Here is a 16,148-nt window from a genome sequence, read left to right on the forward strand (position 1 = left end):
CAGAACGAAAGGGGCTGCACGCCCCCTCCGCGTGCAGCCCCTCACGCCGGAGCGTTGGTTCCGCTTGTGTGACACGCGATCACCGCCGATGGTTGTACGGCCGGGACGGAAATTTCCTGTGGCGTGGGTCACACGAATATGTGTGGCGTATGCATCGTTCACAATTCGTGACCTCGGAGCATGCAACTCCACCCGATCTTCATGGGTCGATGGGTGCATGAAGCGAATTTCCCTGCTGGTGGCGGCAGGCCTGGCGACCCTGGGCCTCGTCGCTCCGGTGTCCGCCGCAGAGGTACCCACGTTCAAGGTCGACGGTCCCGCCGGAGTGTCCGTACAGCCGGCCCCGGCGTCCGGCGCCCCGCGGCAGACGTCGGCGCGCTACCGGATCGTCGACGGCACGGACGAACTCAGGTGGAGCAAGCCGTACAAGGCCACCATCGACTTCACCGGTCTCGCCGGCATCGTGGACGTCGAGGACCTGGGCACCACGACAGGCCCGACGTGCGAGCTGAAGGGCTCCGTCGCCACCTGCGAGGGCGACAGGGGCCTCTCCGGCGGCGACCTGATCGCCCTCGGCCTTACCGCGGCGAAGGGAGCCGCGCCCGGCGCGTCCGGGCAGATGAAGATCACCGCCACCGCCGAGGGCGCCACGATCGCGCCGCTCACCACCACCGTCACCGTCGGTGCCCCCGACGTCTCCGTGATCCCCTTCACCATGCCGGAGGACACCGAGGCGGGGGACCGGCAGCCGATCCCCCTCGCCTTCAAGAACCGGGGCGTCGTGGACGCGGCAGCGCTGAGCCTGGAACTGCGGACCACCCGCGGCCTGGAGATCGTCGAGCGCTACGACAACTGCACCTACCCCGCCCCTGCCCGCGCGGCCCGCGAGAGCAGCGTCGTCTGCTCGTTCACCGGCCCCTTCGAGGCGGGAGCCACCTACGAGCTCGACGGCGCGCTCACCCTGCGCACCAACGCGCACGCCCTGTACGACCGGTTCGCGTACGAGCTGACGGTCCCGTCCCGGCAGCCGCAGGCCGGGACCGGCCGCCTCCAGGGCCCCGGCGGCCTGCTCCTGAAGCCGCGCAAGCAGGCGGCCCTGTCCGCGGACCCGAACCCGCACGACAACGGCCAGGCCTTCGACTTCCGCACCGAGGGCAACACCGCGAACTTCGCCGCCATCGGCGCCACCCTCAAGAGCGCGGCGGGCGAGACCGTCACCATGGCACCCGGCCTGCGCAACCTCGGTCCCGCGTGGACGGAGGACCCGGACGGCGGGGCCATCGGCGTGGCCGACGTACGCATCCCCGAGGGCGCGCGCGTCATCGAGAAGCCCGCGCAGTGCCACGCCCGCACCGCCGACGGCGCGCAGCGCGCCGAGCAGCTGGGCGCCCCCCGCTACTTCTGCCTCTCGAAGCGGACGTTCTTCCTCGACGGGCATGGGGAGACCTTCGCGTTCCGGCTGGAGATCGAGCGGTACGTGCCCGGCGCCGCGAGCACCGTCACCGTGGGCGGGGCCTTCTCCGGCGACCGGGTGGTCCCGGCCGACCGGCAGCCGGCCGACGACACCGCGCAGATCCTCCTGAACCCGAAGGCGACGGCCTCGCCGACCCCCTCGGCGAGCGCCACCCCGACCGCCGCGACGCCGACCCCCGGGGCCACGGCGAGTGCGACGGCGTCGCCGTCCGCCTCCGCCTCGCCCGGTGCGGGCGGCGACCTCGCCAACACCGGATCCGGAGCGGGTGTCATGACCGGCCTCGCCGGGGCGGCGCTGCTGGCCGGCGGGGCGCTGGTGTTCGCGTTCCGGCGCCGGACGGGCGGCGCGTAGCGCTGCGTACGGCCGTGAAGGCCGCAGGAAGGCGCGTACGGCCGTGAAGGCCGCAGGAAAGACGGAGCAGCCGGCCCCGGGCGTCCCCGGTGCCGGCCGTCCTTTGGGGTGACCGGGCTGCTGTCCCCTGCCGTCCGGTCACACGCTGGAGCGAGGTCCCACGACGTACGCTCCACGGGCCGTACGTCTCATCGCTCCAGCGGAGCCACGCGTGGTTCGTGCGGGCCCGCGCCTGGCTGGCACGGACAACCTCACCAACGAAGCCCCGCGGGGCCGGTCACGGTCCGGACGAGTGACGAACGGCCGCTCGGGGCCTCAGACGCGGCCCCGGCACAGCTCCAGCAGCGTCATCGCGAGCGCGGTGCCCGGCTTGGTGCCCAGCGCGTCGGAGAAGTGCGCCAGCACCTCCATCTCGCGCGAGAGGTGCACGCGGCGGCCGCCGGAGCCGATCCGGGCCTCCTGGATCACGGCCGAGACGGCCATGCGTTCCTGGATCAGACCGATGATCCGGTCGTCGATCGCGTCGATGCGCTCGCGGGAATCGGCGATCAGCCGCTCGGGGGCGGTCGCGGCGGCAGCGGTGGCGGTGGCAGTGGTGCTCATGGGTCTCTCCTGTGGGGTGTGTGCCGACAGGAGCGGGAAACGCGGAAGCGCCCCGGTCCTGTCGGACCGGGGCGCTTCGGGAAGTCAGCGGCTCAAGCGGAGCAGCACGCATACCCATGGCGACCGGACCGACCGGTGCCATAGGTAAAGAGGAAGCTCAGCTGCTTGCGCACGAGACGGATTATGGCCCTCCACCCGCCCCGGCACCAAGCGGGTTCGGATGGTGAGACGAATGCGGGTGTACGCGCCCCGTTAGAATCGACAAACAGCCCGAGTGAAACAGCCCCTCTTTCCGCCGGAAGGCCGCCCCGTGCCAGAAGCACCCTCCGCCGCCCCTGACACCGTCCTCGTTGTCGACTTCGGCGCGCAGTACGCCCAGCTCATCGCCCGCCGCGTCCGTGAGGCCCGGGTCTACAGCGAGATCGTGCCCGGCACGATGCCCGTGGCCGAGATGCTGGCCAAGAACCCCAAGGCGATCATCCTCTCCGGCGGCCCGTCCTCCGTGTACGAAGAGGGCGCACCGCAGCTCGACCGCTCGCTGTTCGAGGCCGGCGTCCCGGTCTTCGGCATGTGCTACGGCTTCCAGCTGATGGCCACCACCCTCGGCGGCACGGTCGACAACACCGGTGCCCGCGAGTACGGCCGCACTCCGCTGCACGTCTCCAAGGTCGGCTCGACCCTCTTCGAGGGCACCCCGGCCGAGCAGTCGGTGTGGATGTCGCACGGCGACGCCTGCTCCGCCGCCCCCGAGGGCTTCACCGTCACGGCGTCCACGAACGTCGTCCCGGTCGCGGCCTTCGAGAACGACGAGAAGAAGCTCTACGGCGTGCAGTACCACCCCGAGGTGATGCACTCCACGCACGGCCAGCAGATCCTGGAGCACTTCCTCTACCGCGGCGCCGGCATCGAGCCCAGCTGGACCACCGGCAACGTCATCGAGGAGCAGATCGAGGCGATCCGCGCGCAGGTCGGCGACAAGCGCGCCATCTGCGGCCTCTCCGGCGGCGTGGACTCCGCGGTCGCCGCGGCCCTGGTCCAGAAGGCCATCGGCAACCAGCTGACCTGCGTGTACGTCGACCACGGCCTGATGCGCAAGGGCGAGACCGAGCAGGTCGAGAAGGACTTCGTCGCCGCCACCGGCGTGCAGCTGAAGGTCGTCGACGCCCAGGAGCGCTTCCTCACCGCCCTCAAGGGCGTCTCCGACCCGGAGGAGAAGCGCAAGATCATCGGCCGGGAGTTCATCCGGGTCTTCGAGCAGGCCCAGGCCGAGATCGTCGCCGAGGCCCCCGGCGACCAGCCCGTCGAGTTCCTGGTCCAGGGCACCCTGTACCCGGACATCGTCGAGTCCGGCGGCGGCACCGGCACCGCGAACATCAAGTCGCACCACAACGTCGGCGGCCTCCCCGAGGACCTCGAGTTCAAGCTGATCGAGCCGCTGCGCCAGCTGTTCAAGGACGAGGTCCGGATGGTCGGCCAGGACCTCGGCCTGCCCGAGGAGATCGTCCAGCGCCAGCCCTTCCCGGGCCCCGGCCTCGGCATCCGCATCGTCGGCGAGGTCACCAAGGAGCGCCTGGACCTGCTGCGCGAGGCCGACGCCATCGCCCGCGCGGAGCTCACCTCGGCCGGCCTCGACCGGGAGATCTGGCAGTGCCCGGTCGTCCTGCTCGCGGACGTCCGCAGCGTCGGCGTGCAGGGCGACGGCCGTACCTACGGCCACCCGATCGTGCTGCGCCCGGTCTCGTCCGAGGACGCCATGACGGCCGACTGGACCCGGATGCCGTACGAGGTGCTCGCCCGCATCTCCACCCGCATCACCAACGAGGTCCCGGACGTCAACCGCGTCGTCCTGGACTGCACGAGCAAGCCGCCGGGCACCATCGAGTGGGAGTAGGTCCCCCGAGGGTCCCGTGACAGGGCCGCCGTCCGCAGCGATGCGGGCGGCGGCCCTGCCGCATCTCCGGCAGCGCGGCGGCATCTCCGGCCGTCCGGACGCAACTCTGGCCACCTGCGGGCGGCCCCGGTACCTTGCGCCCCGACCCGACGAAGGAGCGCCGCGATGCCCGAGCCCGAGCAGCCCCAGCCCGTCCCCGTCGAGCGGCTGCGGTTCGCGATGCCGCCGGTGCACGAGGACCCGGCGCAGGAGCGGGCGTACCGCAAGGAGCGGCTGGCGGGCGCGCTGCGGCTGTTCGGCGGGCTCGGCTTCGAGGACGGGGTGTCGGGGCACATCACCGCCCGGGACCCGGAGTTCGGCGACTGCTTCTGGGTCAACCCCTTCGGCACGCCGCTCGCCCGCATCACGGCCGGGGAGCTGATCCTCGTCGACGGCGACGGCCGCGTCGTCCGGGGCGAGCAGCACGTGAACCAGGCCGCGTTCGCCGTCCACTCCGCCGTCCACCGCGCCCGGCCCGGGGTCGTCGCCGTCGCGCACGCCCACTCCGCGCACGGGCGGGCCTTCGCGGCGCTCGGCGAGCTCCTCGACCCGATCAGCCAGGAGGCGTGCGCCTTCTACGAGGACCACGCCCTGCTCGACCGGTACACGGGCGTTGCCGTGGACGCGGCGGAAGGCCGGCTGATCGCGGCCGCCCTCGGTCCGCACAAGGCGCTCGTCCTGCGCAACCACGGGCTGCTGACCGTAGGCGACTCGGTCGACGCGGCCGCCTGGTGGTTCATCGCCCTGGACCGCGCCTGCGGGATCCAGCTGGCCGCGAAGGCCGCCGGGAAACCCGTCCTCATCGACCACAAGAGCGCGGTGGCGACCCGGGAACGGCTCGGCTCGGACCTCGTCGCGTGGATCAGTTACCAGCCCCTGTGGCAGCGCGTCGCGTCAACACCGCAGTCGGACAATCACCCGCTCTGACGTCGCCTGCAATCCGGAGCACTGCCGCAGTGGTGCACAATTCGCAGGCACTGCACGGTAGTTAGAGAGGCGGCACGTACGTGGCTGTCCAAGAAATGCACCGAAGTACCCACGGCGGCGGCTGCACCTGCGACGACTGCCCGCACGGGGCGCGCGAAGGACACCGCCGGGCGGTCGCCGCGTTCGTGGAGATGCGCGACGACCTCGCCGCAGGCCAGGGCCTGCCCGCAGCCGTCGCCCGCTCCGCCGGCGCCTCCCGCCAGTGGGTCTCCGACGAACTGACCCAGTCCGCCCGCACCGTCGCCGACCGGGGGCGCGAGGCCGGCCACTCCTGGCTCTACCTGTGGTCGAGGCGCGCGGTCCTCGCCGTGTGGATCGCCGCCGGAGTGCTGCTCGTGGTCCAGGTGGGCACCGCGCTCGGCACCGGCTGGAGCACCGCCCGCACCGCGGGCCTGCTCTCCGCCGTGGCGCTGGCCGGGCTGCTGACCGTCGCCGCCCGCGCCCAGACCCTGCGCGGCGGTCTCCTCGCCCCGGTCGTGGGCGAGGACAACCGGCTCTCGACCTCCCGCGCGGTCCCCTGCGCCTGGCTGGTGCTGACGGCGTTCGCCGCCCTGCTGCCCGCGCTGCGGCTGGCCGCCTCCGCACCCGGCCCCGACCGGGAGGCCCTGTACGCGGGGCTCGACCTGACCCGGTCGCTGCCGCTGCTCACCGTGCTGGCCGTGACCTCCGGAGTCGCCGTGGTGGTCCGGCGCGTGGTGTCCGTACGGATCCTGGGGCAGCGGCTTCAGAAGCTGCCCGCGGACCGGCCGCGCGGGGCGGACCTGCTGACCGACGACGCGGGCCGGGGCAGCTTCCCCGACGCCCAGTACGTCCTGGTCGCGACGGTCACCCTGGCGTACGTAGCGGTGTCGCTGGCCCGCTACCCGGACAGGCTGCCGCAGCTGCCCTGGTCGCTGGCCGTACTGACCGCCCTGTCGGCCGCCGTGTACCTGGCCGCGAAGTACGCCGAGGGCAGCCGCCCGCTGGTGCTGTCGGTGGTGCGGACCCGGGAGAAGGGCGAGCTCGACGCGGCCATCAGGACGGGCGACGACATCGAGATCCGCGGGGTCGGCTTCGTGCCCCCGGGAGCGCAGACCCCCGAGATGCTGGCCCGGATCGTGGTGCGGATCGGCACGGTGCACGTGCACGTCCCGCTGGTCCCGGTCGCGGGCGGATTCAGCAATCCGGCCGATCAGGTGCTGACCGTGCCGGTCCCGGCCGATGTCGAACCCGGGCGGGTCGAGGTCCAGGTCGTCACCGCGGCCGGCGTGGAATCCAACCGCTGTGCCATCGACGTGGCCGAGTGAGCGGGTGATGATGGCGGGGTGACCGGAACCGATCTTTCCGACCGCCCCGGACTGCGCGCGCAGGCCTCACGCCACGCGCTGCTCCCCCTGCGGATCTTCCTCGGCGTGACCTTCGTCTACGCCGGGCTGGACAAGCTGACCGACCCGGCGTTCCTCAAGGCCTCGGGGGAGGGGTCCATCGGCGAGCTCATGAACGCCGTGCGCGACTCCTCCGCCATCCCGGCCCTGGTGGACCTCGCGCTGAAGGCCCCCGTCGCCTTCGCCGTCATACTCGCGATCGGGGAGATCCTGGTCGGCCTCGGCACCCTCGCCGGGCTGCTGACCCGCGTCGCGGCGGCCGGGGGCGCGCTGATCTCGCTGAGCCTGTGGCTCACGGTCAGCTGGGCGACCACGCCGTACTACTACGGCAACGACCTGATCTACCTGATGGCCTGGCTGCCGCTGATCCTGGCCGGGGCGCCCGCCCTCTCCCTCGACGAGCGCCTTCACTCGCGGCGGTCGCGCCGCACCGCGTAGGCCACCATGCCCACCAGGGCCGAAATCGACAGCCCGCCCATCGTCATCGGGATGATCACGAACCACGGCACGTCGAGGTCACCGCTCGCGTCCACCAGGTACAGCACGCCCGCGGTCAGCAGCACCAGCCCCGCCAGCAGCCGTCCCGGCTGGAACTCATGACGCCGCACGCTCCACCTCCACCCGTCCCACCGCGGCGCTCAGCCGCAGCTCGATCGTCCCGCCGGGCTCCGTGCCCGCCGGGGGCGCCAGCTCCACGGTCCGGGTGACGTCCCTTTCCACGCGTACGTCGTCCGGCTTCTCGCCCGGCAGCTGTACGTCGCCGAGCCGCAGCCGGATGTCGGCCTTCGCGGTGACCTCGCGCGGGACGACCACCTTGAGCCGGCCCGCGTCCATCGAGGCGGCGACGACCAGGGTGCGGCCCTTGGGCACGTCGAGCCGACTGAGGTCCAAGGTGGCCAGTCCGGTTCCGGCCTCGTACCCCGGCTGGACCGCGGTGACCGCCGTGGGCCTCCACAGCGTCCGCCCCCAGTCGGTGGAGATCTCCCGCGGCAGCACCGTGGCGATCATCAGCAGACCGGCCGTGAGCACGGCGAGCAGCAGGGTGCCGAAGCCGGTGCGGCCCTTGAACGAGCTGACCGCGAGGCCCAGGCCGAACACCGCCAGCGCCGCGGCGAACCCGGTCTGCAGCGCATGGCCCAGCGGGTTCCCGTGCCAGGCGGCCGCCGTACCCGCCACGGCCGCGAGCAGGGCCAGCAGGAAGACCCGGCCGCCGATGCCGCCCCCGGAGCGGCGTACCGGCGTACCGTCACCCGCCGCCCCGCCGGCGTCGGGTTCAGGGACGTGCGCTCCGCGGCCCGGGAGGTCCGCGCCCGTCTCCTCCGGACCCCACAGGTAGCCGCTCGCCACCGGGCCCGTCGTCCCGTCCTTGACCAGCGGGTCCCGCCACCACGACGTCACCATCGGGGTCGGCGGGGCCTGCGTCTCCGGCGGCGGCTCGGTGCGCGGATGCGTCACCTCCGCCTCCGGCGCGGGCGCGTGCCGGCGGCGCCGGGACCAGTGGGCGGCGGCGCCCACCAACGCCACCACCAGCAGCGAGAACGCCGCCATGGCGCCGTTGTCCAGCATCGACAGGAACAGCGCGCAGCCCGCCAGGGCCGCCAGCACCGCCGCCAGCGTCGACCCCTCGATCCGGCCGGTCAGCAGGCGCTTGGCCTCGTTGTCCTCCTCGCCCTCCGCGGGGACGAGCAGCCAGGCGAAGCCGTAGAACATCAGCCCGACGCCCCCCGTGACCGCGAGGACGCCGAGCACGACCCGGAAGACCACCGGGTCGACGTCGAAGTGACGGCCGAGCCCTCCGCACACGCCTGCGACCACGTGGTTGCGCCGGGTGCGGCGCAGCGGGGGCCGCTCCGCGGCTCCGGAGCCGGGTGCCGGCCCGTCGGCGGTCGCCGCAGGGGCGTCGGGTGCTTCGGTCATGGGTCCATGGTGACGGGCGCCCCGGCGCCCCGGTATCCGGCCCGACCCTGGCCCGACCCTGATATCCGGGCCCCGGAAGTGGGGGGATGCCCTGATGTCCGTCGACGGCCCGGCGTGTGACCATCGGTGGCATGCCAGCAGCCGCACCGCGACCCGTACACAGCCATGGCGCACCCGCGCCCGAGGGCGAGGAGCCGTCGCTGCGCAAGCTGTACCGCAGCGCCGACGGCCGGATGCTGGGCGGTGTCGCGCGCGGGCTCGCCGGCCATCTCGGGCTGCCCGTGATCTGGGTCCGGCTGGCGTTCTTCGGGATGTTCATGTTCGGCGAGGGACTCGGGGTGCTGATCTACGCGGCGTTCTGGGTGTTCGTGCCGCTCGGCGTCGGCGGGCGGTCGGCGGACCGGTCCTTCTTCGAGACCCTCGCCGACGGCAGCCGCCGGCTGCGCAAGCCCGACAAGGGGCAGGTCGTCGCCCTGATCGCGCTGTTCGTCGGAGCCGGGATCTTCATCTCCAAGCTGCAGGGCGGCGGTGGATCCGGCCGGTACGTCTGGCCCACGCTGCTCGTCGGCGCCGGTGTGGTCCTGGTCTGGCGGCAGGCGGACAACGCCCGCCGGGCCCACTGGGGCAGCAGTGTCACCGGCCGCCACGGCCGGCTGCTGCCGCTGGTCCGGGCCCTGGCCGGGGTCGTCCTGGTCGGCGTCGGGCTCACCGTCTTCATCGTCGTACGCGGCTCCGCGGCCCAGCTGGGCAACGTCCTCACCGCCGCCCTCGCCGTGCTCGTCGGCATCGCCCTGCTCGCCGGCCCGTGGCTGATCCGGATGACCCAGGACCTCTCCGAGGAGCGCCTGATGCGCATCCGCGCCCAGGAGCGCGCCGAAGTCGCCGCCCACGTCCACGACTCCGTCCTGCACACCCTCACCCTGATCCAGCGCAACGCCGAGGACGCCGGCGAGGTCCGCAGGCTGGCCCGCGCGCAGGAACGCGAGCTGCGGAACTGGCTGTACAAGCCCGAGGGCCGGGGCAAGGACGAGGCGGAGGAGCCCGACAGCCTCGCCGAGGCCGTCAAGAAGACCGCCGCGGAGGTCGAGGACCACCACGGCGTCCCGATCGAGGTCGTGGTCGTCGGCGACTGCCCGCTCGACGAGAAACTGGGCGCACAGATCCAGGCCGCACGCGAGGCGATGGTCAACGCCGCCAAGTACGGTGGCGAGGGCGGGCCGGTGCAGGTCTACGCCGAGGTGGAGGGCCGGACGGTGTTCGTGTCCGTACGGGACCGGGGCCCGGGCTTCGACCTCGACGCGGTACCCGGCGACCGGATGGGCGTACGAGAATCGATCATCGGCCGGATGCAGCGGAACGGCGGGACCGCACGGCTGCGCTCCGCGCCCGACGGCGGCACGGAGGTCGAGCTGGAGATGGAGAGGGCGAGCACGTCATGACCGAGGAGAACACGACCGTGGCAGAGCAGCGGCGGGTCCGGGTGGTGCTCGTCGACGACCACCGGATGTTCCGCGCCGGCGTCCAGGCGGAGATCGGCGAGACCGAGCGGACCGGCGTCGAGGTCGTCGGGGAGGCCGCGGACGTGGACCAGGCGGTCACGGTGATCACCGCGACCCGGCCCGAGGTCGTCCTGCTCGACGTGCACCTGCCCGGCGGCGGCGGTGTCGAGGTGCTGCGCCGCTGCGCGCCCCTGATGGCGGCGGCCGAGCAGCCCGTGCGCTTCCTCGCGCTGTCGGTCTCCGACGCGGCCGAGGACGTCATCGGCGTCATCCGCGGTGGTGCCCGCGGCTACGTCACCAAGACCATCACGGGCACCGACCTGGTCGACTCGGTCTTCCGCGTCCAGGACGGGGACGCGGTCTTCTCGCCCCGGCTCGCGGGCTTCGTGCTCGACGCCTTCGCCTCGACGGACGCGCCGCCGGTGGACGAGGACCTGGACCGGCTGACGCAGCGCGAGCGCGAGGTGCTGCGGCTGATCGCCCGCGGGTACGCCTACAAGGAGATCGCGAAGCAGCTCTTCATCTCGGTCAAGACCGTCGAGTCGCACGTCTCGGCGGTGCTGCGCAAGCTCCAGTTGTCGAACCGGCACGAGCTGACCCGGTGGGCGACGGCGCGCCGGCTGGTGTGACGCCCGGGTGAGGGGGCTCAGGAGGGGCGGGAGGCGCCGGCCCACGGCATTTCGGTGATCGGCGCGACCCGCACCGTGGACCCCGGGCGCGGGGCGTGGATCATCTTGCCGCCGCCGATGTAGAGCCCGACGTGGCTCACCCCGGAGTAGAAGAAGACCAGGTCGCCCGGGGCCAGTTCGGAACGGGACACCCGGCGGCCCGCGTTGATCTGCGTGTACGTGGTGCGCGGCAGCGAGACGCCGGCCGAGCGCCAGGCGGCCTGGGTGAGCCCCGAGCAGTCGAAGGAGCGCGGGCCCGTGGCGCCCCACACGTACGGCTTGCCGATCGCGCCGTACGCGAAGGCCACCGCCTGCGCCGCGCGGGAGCCGGTGACGGCCGGGGCGGGGGGCGTTCCGGCGGGGCGCCGGGTGCCCGCGGGCGGGGTGGTGGCCTGCCCGCCACCGCCGTCGCCGCTGCGCGCCTGCTCGTAGCGGGCCCGCTCCTCGGCCGTGAGCTTGGCGAGCAGCTGCCGGGCGGCGGCGAGCTTGCCCTCGACGGTGCTCTTGTGGCGCGCCACCGCGGCCTGCTGCGCGCGGAGTTCGGCGAGGGTCCCGGCGGCCTTCTCGTGCAGGGCGTTCACCTCGTCGAGCTGCCGCCGTACGGACGCGATGCCGGCGGCGCTGCGGTCGCCGGCCCGCTCCATGCGCGAGGCGCGCTCCAGGTACTCCTGCGGGTCGTCGGACATCGCGAGCTGCACGGCGGGGCCGAGGGAGCCGCTGCGGTACTGGGACGCGGCCATCGAACCGAGGGCGTTGCGCGCCGCGTTGAGCTTCGCGGTCTTGCGGGCGGCCTCGTCGCGCAGGTTGTCGAGGGCGCGGCGGGCCCTGCCGGTCTCCTCCTTCGCCCCGTTGTACTTCTCGGTGGCGGCTTCGGCCTCCTCGTAGAGCGCGTCGACCCTGGCCTTGACCTGGGCCGGGGTGAGGCGGGGCTCTGCGGTGGAGGAGCCTTCGAACGCGGTGGCGGTGGCAGCGCCCGCAAGGGCGAGCGTGGTGGCGGCGGTCCGTACCGTGCCACCGGAGAGCGGGCGCTGCCTCGGCTTTCGATGCTTCATGGGGGAGGACGCTAAAGGGGAAGGTAACGGGCAGATATCGCAATGACCTTAATTGCCCTTGTCGTTGATTGCGATGATCGGAATTGACCCGACGGGGGCGGTGTCGAATGCGATCCTGCTCGCTGGCTACGCTCGGCGCCATGGACGTAGTCATCGATGTATTCGTCGGCCTGCACATCATCGGCATCGCCTCCCTGCTGGGCGGTTTCCTCACCCAGATGAAGGCGATGGGCGCCGGCACCGCGCGCTTCGTCCCCGCCATGCTGCACGGCGCGCTGACGATGCTGGTCACGGGCGTCGCGCTGGTCGGCTTCCACCAGATGCAGGACGATCCGGTGAACAACGTGAAGATCGGCGTGAAGCTCGCCGTCCTCTTCGTCATCCTCGCCCTCGTCTACGTGAAGCGGGACGAGGAGCACGTGGAGAAGGGCCTCTTCGCGGCGGTGGGCGGGCTCACCCTCGTGAACATCTTCATCGCCGTGCTCTGGACCTGAGGGAGCGCCGCGCCGCCCTGTGCCGGCGTACGACCGCGATCACGCTATCCGCCCGGCCGGACGCTCCCGTAGACCGGCTGGTAGAAGACCGAGTCCTCGCGGACGTACGCCCCCGGGCGCGGCGCGTGGATCATCCGGCCGCCGCCGATGTACAGCCCCACGTGGCTGATGTCGTCGTAGAAGAACACCAGGTCCCCCGGGACCAGGTCGGCCGTCGCGACCCGCGGCCCGGCCTTCACCTGCTCCCAGGTCGTCCGGGGCAGGTCCACCCCCGCCGTCCGCCAGGCCGCCCGGGTCAGCCCCGAGCAGTCGTAGGCGTTCGGGCCCGTCGCCCCCCACACGTACGGCTTGCCCAGCTGGGCGCGGGCGAACGCGACCGCCGCCGCACCCCGCGAGGCGCCCGGCGGCACCGGAGCCGGGTCCCGCTCCTCCCGTTCGCGCTGCTCGTCCGCCCGCCGCCGGGCCTCGCGCCCGCGCTCCCGCTCCAGCGCGGCCAGCCTCGCCCGCTCCTCGGCGGTCAGCCGCGCCAGCAGGCTCCGGGCCTCCGCGAGCTTGCGCTGCACCTCGGCCTTGCGGCGGCCCAGCTCGCGCTGTGCGTCGTCGAGCGCCGCCAGGCCCACGGCAGCCGCGCGCCGCTTGCGCGCCGTGTCCGCCCGCCGGGACCGGAACTCGGTCAGCACGTCCTGCTCCTGCCCGCCGAGCCGGGCCAGCAGGTGGTTCTGCGCGAAGTAGGCCTGCGGGTCGTCGGCGAGCAGCAGGGTCGCGGTGTCCCCGACGCCCCCGCCGCCCCGGTACCGCGCGGCCGCGTAGCTGCCGAGCAGCCGCCGGGCCTCGTTCAGCCTCCCGGTGTTCCGCGCCACCTGCTCCATCAGCCGGGACACCGCCGCGCGCTGCGCGTCCCGGCGCTCCCGGGCCGCGTCGTACCCCTGCGTCGCGGCCCCCGCCTGCCGGTACAGCTCGTCCACCCGCTCGCGCACGTCCCCGGCCGCCGGCCGCGGGCCCGGCACGGCGACCGCGCCCTGCGCGGACAGCAGGGTCACCGAGGCGAGCGCGGCCGAGGTCGCGCCCAGCGCCCGGGCGTGCGGACGGTGTGCGGTGCGCGGTCTGCGGTGGGTGGACACAGCCGGCACCTCCTTCCGTGGGGATCCGAGATCCGAGGGGCTCCGGCTTGGCGGGGCACGCTAGCCGCCGGGGCGCCGGCTGGGAAGGGGCCGCACGCATATGCGTACGCGCCCGGGCACCCCGCGTGACCGGGCCCTCCCGGCGGGGGATTCTCCGGACGCGGGCCGGAGTGTCGGTACCGGCAACTAGACTCGGAGGGCGATGAGCAGCCTCTTTGACGACAGTTTCCTGGCGGACCTGAAGCCCTCCGACGAGGAGCACCCGCCGCCCCCGGAGGAGCACGCCCCGGACGGCCCCTCGGACGACTTGTTCGACGGGAAGTTCGACGTGCCCATGACCGGGGACGCGTACTACCGCGACGGCTCGCCCAAGCCCGTGATCGACCCGGCGGCCCTGCTCGACGGGCTGAACGAACAGCAGCGCGCCGCTGTCGTGCACGCGGGATCCCCGCTGCTCATCGTGGCCGGAGCCGGTTCCGGCAAGACCCGGGTGCTGACCCACCGGATCGGCCACCTGCTGGCCGCCCGCAGCGTCCACCCCGGCCAGATCCTCGCGATCACCTTCACGAACAAGGCCGCCGGCGAGATGAAGGAGCGCGTCGAGGGCCTGGTCGGCCCCCGCGCGAACGCCATGTGGGTGTCCACCTTCCACAGCGCCTGCGTGCGGATACTGCGCCGCGAGTCGAAGCGGCTCGGCTTCACGTCGTCGTTCTCGATCTACGACGCCGCCGACTCCAAGCGCCTGATGGCCCTGGTCTGCCGGGACCTGGACCTCGACCCCAAGCGGTTCCCGCCCAAGGCCTTCAACGCCAAGATCTCGAACCTGAAGAACGAACTGATCGACGAGGACGCCTTCGCCGACCAGGCCGCCGACGGATTCGAGAAGACGCTGGCCCAGGCGTACGCGATGTACCAGTCGCGGCTGCGCGAGGCCAACGCCCTCGACTTCGACGACATCATCATGACCACGGTCCACCTGCTCCAGGCGTTCCCGGACGTGGCCGAGCACTACCGCCGCCGCTTCCGGCACGTCCTCGTCGACGAGTACCAGGACACCAACCACGCGCAGTACACCCTCGTACGCGAACTTGTCGGTGCCGGATACGACGACCTGCCGCCCGCCGAGCTGTGCGTCGTGGGTGACGCGGACCAGTCCATCTACGCCTTCCGCGGTGCGACGATCCGCAACATCCTCCAGTTCGAGGAGGACTACCCGGACGCGACGACGATCCTGCTCGAGCAGAACTACCGCTCCACGCAGACCATCCTGTCCGCCGCCAACGCCGTCATCGAGCGCAACGAGAACCGCCGCCCGAAGAACCTGTGGACGGACGCCGGTACCGGCGCCGTCATCACGGGCTACGTGGCCGACACCGAGCACGACGAGGCGCAGTACGTCGCCGACGAGATCGACCGGCTGACGGACGCGGGCGACGCGAAGGCCGGCGACGTCGCCGTCTTCTACCGCACCAACGCCCAGTCCCGTGTGTTCGAGGAGATCTTCATCCGGACCGGCCTGCCGTACAAGGTCGTCGGCGGCGTCCGCTTCTACGAGCGCAAGGAGGTCCGGGACGTCCTCGCCTACCTGCGCGTCCTGGCGAACCCGGAGGACAACGTCCCGCTGCGCCGGATCCTGAACGTGCCCAAGCGCGGCATCGGGGACCGTGCCGAGGCGATGATCGACGCCCTCGCGCTGCGCGAGAAGATCACCTTCCCGCAGGCGCTGAAGCGGGTCGACGACGCGTACGGCATGGCCGCGCGATCGGCCAACGCCGTCAAGCGGTTCAACGCGCTCATGGAGGAGCTGCGGACGATCGTGGAGTCCGGCGCGGGCCCGGCGGTGGTGCTGGAAGCCGTCCTGGAGCGGACCGGCTACCTGGCCGAGCTCCAGGCTTCGACGGACCCCCAGGACGAGACGCGCATCGAGAACCTCCAGGAACTGGCCGCCGTGGCCCTGGAGTTCGAGCAGGAGCGCAGTGACGACGAAGGCGCCGGCACCCTGGCCGAGTTCCTGGAGAAGGTCGCCCTCGTCGCCGACTCCGACCAGATCCCCGACGAGGACGAGGACGGCAGCGGCGTCATCACGCTGATGACCCTGCACACCGCCAAGGGCCTGGAGTTCCCGGTGGTCTTCGTGACCGGCATGGAGGACGGGGTCTTCCCCCACATGCGGGCGCTGGGCCAGGTCAAGGAGCTGGAAGAGGAGCGCCGGCTGGCGTACGTCGGCATCACGCGCGCCCGTGAGCGCCTGTACCTGACCCGCTCGGCGATGCGCAGTGCCTGGGGCACGCCGTCGTACAACCCGCCGTCGCGGTTCCTGGAGGAGATCCCGGAGCAGTACGTGCAGTGGAAGCGGACGGGTGCGCAGAAGCCGGCCGGTCCGGTGTCGGGCATGGGAGCGGGCTCGCGCGGAGGCGGCAGGACGTCGTCGTTCGGGACCTCGCCCGAGGCGTTCCTGTCCTCGTCGCGCACGAAGTCGGGGCCGTCGGGGTTCGCCACGCGGCGGGCCGCGGACAAGCCGGTGATCTCGCTGGCGGTCGGCGACCGGGTCACGCACGACCAGTTCGGGCTGGGGACCGTCATGCAGGTGACGGGCGCGGGTGCGGATGCGCAGGCGACGATCGACTTCGGCGACGCGAAGCCGAAGCGGCTGCTGCTGCGGTACGCGCCGGTGCAGAAGCTCTAGCG

At 72.7% G+C, this 16,148-nt stretch carries 14 protein-coding genes; 9 read left to right on the plus strand and 5 right to left on the minus strand.

The genetic code is table 11. The annotated features are described in order from the left end of the window. The first annotated feature begins 217 nt into the window (after positions 1 to 217). Complete coding sequence (locus tag ACZ7H1_RS06990) at positions 218 to 1,825, plus strand: LPXTG cell wall anchor domain-containing protein (RefSeq protein WP_470784396.1); 1,608 nt, start codon at positions 218 to 220, stop codon at positions 1,823 to 1,825. Between the two features lie 315 nt (positions 1,826 to 2,140). On the opposite strand, the gene ACZ7H1_RS06995 is transcribed toward ACZ7H1_RS06990, so the two are convergent. Next, the gene (locus tag ACZ7H1_RS06995) at positions 2,141 to 2,428 is read right to left on the minus strand and encodes a chorismate mutase (RefSeq protein ID WP_470784398.1); all 288 of its coding nucleotides are present in this window, start codon (positions 2,426 to 2,428) and stop codon (positions 2,141 to 2,143) included. A 310-nt stretch (positions 2,429 to 2,738) separates the two neighbouring features. Here ACZ7H1_RS06995 and guaA point away from each other — a divergent pair, with 310 nt between their 5' ends. The 4 genes from guaA to ACZ7H1_RS07015 all read left to right on the plus strand — a co-directional run bounded on the left by guaA (position 2,739) and on the right by ACZ7H1_RS07015 (position 7,147). Further along, a complete protein-coding gene (guaA, locus tag ACZ7H1_RS07000) occupies positions 2,739 to 4,319 on the plus strand; it encodes a glutamine-hydrolyzing GMP synthase (RefSeq protein ID WP_470784399.1) in 1,581 nt (526 codons plus the stop codon). A gap of 165 nt (positions 4,320 to 4,484) precedes the next feature. Beyond that, positions 4,485 to 5,285, plus strand: a complete 801-nt coding sequence (locus ACZ7H1_RS07005; RefSeq protein ID WP_470784401.1) for a class II aldolase/adducin family protein — start codon at positions 4,485 to 4,487, stop codon at positions 5,283 to 5,285. 95 nt (positions 5,286 to 5,380) lie between these two features. Next, a complete protein-coding gene (locus tag ACZ7H1_RS07010; protein ID WP_470784403.1) occupies positions 5,381 to 6,631 on the plus strand; it encodes a hypothetical protein in 1,251 nt (416 codons plus the stop codon). Positions 6,632 to 6,649: 18 nt separating this feature from the next. After that, positions 6,650 to 7,147, plus strand: coding sequence for a DoxX family protein (locus ACZ7H1_RS07015; RefSeq protein ID WP_470784405.1), 498 nt, complete (start codon positions 6,650 to 6,652; stop codon positions 7,145 to 7,147). On the opposite strand, the gene ACZ7H1_RS07020 is transcribed toward ACZ7H1_RS07015, so the two are convergent. After that, positions 7,117 to 7,317 carry a hypothetical protein gene (locus tag ACZ7H1_RS07020; RefSeq protein WP_470784407.1) on the minus strand — a complete coding sequence of 67 codons (201 nt, stop codon included), beginning with the start codon at positions 7,315 to 7,317 and terminating at the stop codon, positions 7,117 to 7,119. The two genes, ACZ7H1_RS07015 and ACZ7H1_RS07020, sit on opposite strands and share 31 nt — an antisense overlap. Then, a complete protein-coding gene (locus ACZ7H1_RS07025) occupies positions 7,304 to 8,626 on the minus strand; it encodes a PspC domain-containing protein (protein ID WP_470784409.1) in 1,323 nt (440 codons plus the stop codon). The genes ACZ7H1_RS07020 and ACZ7H1_RS07025 overlap by 14 nt, the downstream gene beginning before the upstream one ends. A gap of 131 nt (positions 8,627 to 8,757) precedes the next feature. Between ACZ7H1_RS07025 and ACZ7H1_RS07030 the strand changes: the two genes are divergently transcribed. Then, positions 8,758 to 10,065, plus strand: coding sequence for an ATP-binding protein (locus ACZ7H1_RS07030; RefSeq protein ID WP_470784410.1), 1,308 nt, complete (start codon positions 8,758 to 8,760; stop codon positions 10,063 to 10,065). Further along, complete coding sequence (locus ACZ7H1_RS07035; protein WP_470784412.1) at positions 10,062 to 10,754, plus strand: LuxR C-terminal-related transcriptional regulator; 693 nt, start codon at positions 10,062 to 10,064, stop codon at positions 10,752 to 10,754. The genes ACZ7H1_RS07030 and ACZ7H1_RS07035 overlap by 4 nt, the downstream gene beginning before the upstream one ends. Positions 10,755 to 10,771: 17 nt before the next feature. Here the strand turns inward: ACZ7H1_RS07035 and ACZ7H1_RS07040 are convergent, their stop codons facing one another. Then, a complete protein-coding gene (locus ACZ7H1_RS07040; RefSeq protein WP_470784414.1) occupies positions 10,772 to 11,845 on the minus strand; it encodes a C40 family peptidase in 1,074 nt (357 codons plus the stop codon). Positions 11,846 to 11,985: 140 nt separating this feature from the next. On the opposite strand from ACZ7H1_RS07040, the gene ACZ7H1_RS07045 reads away from it, so the two are divergent. Continuing rightward, on the plus strand, positions 11,986 to 12,339 hold the full coding sequence (locus tag ACZ7H1_RS07045; protein ID WP_470784415.1) for a hypothetical protein: 354 nt from the start codon (positions 11,986 to 11,988) through the stop codon (positions 12,337 to 12,339). A 44-nt stretch (positions 12,340 to 12,383) separates the two neighbouring features. Here the strand turns inward: ACZ7H1_RS07045 and ACZ7H1_RS07050 are convergent, their stop codons facing one another. Then, positions 12,384 to 13,460, minus strand: a complete 1,077-nt coding sequence (locus ACZ7H1_RS07050) for a C40 family peptidase (protein ID WP_470784417.1) — start codon at positions 13,458 to 13,460, stop codon at positions 12,384 to 12,386. Between the two features lie 202 nt (positions 13,461 to 13,662). Here ACZ7H1_RS07050 and pcrA point away from each other — a divergent pair, with 202 nt between their 5' ends. Next, positions 13,663 to 16,146, plus strand: a complete 2,484-nt coding sequence (gene pcrA / locus ACZ7H1_RS07055; protein ID WP_470784419.1) for a DNA helicase PcrA — start codon at positions 13,663 to 13,665, stop codon at positions 16,144 to 16,146. The last annotated feature ends 2 nt before the right edge of the window (positions 16,147 to 16,148 follow it).

It is taken from the genome of Streptomyces sp. NPDC037401 (assembly GCF_055602345.1).

Bases quoted from the DNA above. Each gene is read 5' to 3' on its own strand.
- ACZ7H1_RS06990 (WP_470784396.1), top strand. From the start codon at position 218: ATGAAGCGAATTTCCCTGCTGGTGGCGGCAGGCCTGGCGACCCTGGGC.
- ACZ7H1_RS06995 (WP_470784398.1), bottom strand. From the start codon at position 2,428: ATGAGCACCACTGCCACCGCCACCGCTGCCGCCGCGACCGCCCCCGAG.
- ACZ7H1_RS07005 (WP_470784401.1), top strand. From the start codon at position 4,485: ATGCCCGAGCCCGAGCAGCCCCAGCCCGTCCCCGTCGAGCGGCTGCGG.
- ACZ7H1_RS07010 (WP_470784403.1), top strand. From the start codon at position 5,381: ATGCACCGAAGTACCCACGGCGGCGGCTGCACCTGCGACGACTGCCCG.
- ACZ7H1_RS07025 (WP_470784409.1), bottom strand. From the start codon at position 8,626: ATGACCGAAGCACCCGACGCCCCTGCGGCGACCGCCGACGGGCCGGCA.
- ACZ7H1_RS07030 (WP_470784410.1), top strand. From the start codon at position 8,758: ATGCCAGCAGCCGCACCGCGACCCGTACACAGCCATGGCGCACCCGCG.
- ACZ7H1_RS07035 (WP_470784412.1), top strand. From the start codon at position 10,062: ATGACCGAGGAGAACACGACCGTGGCAGAGCAGCGGCGGGTCCGGGTG.
- ACZ7H1_RS07040 (WP_470784414.1), bottom strand. From the start codon at position 11,845: ATGAAGCATCGAAAGCCGAGGCAGCGCCCGCTCTCCGGTGGCACGGTA.
- ACZ7H1_RS07045 (WP_470784415.1), top strand. From the start codon at position 11,986: ATGGACGTAGTCATCGATGTATTCGTCGGCCTGCACATCATCGGCATC.
- pcrA (WP_470784419.1), top strand. From the start codon at position 13,663: ATGAGCAGCCTCTTTGACGACAGTTTCCTGGCGGACCTGAAGCCCTCC.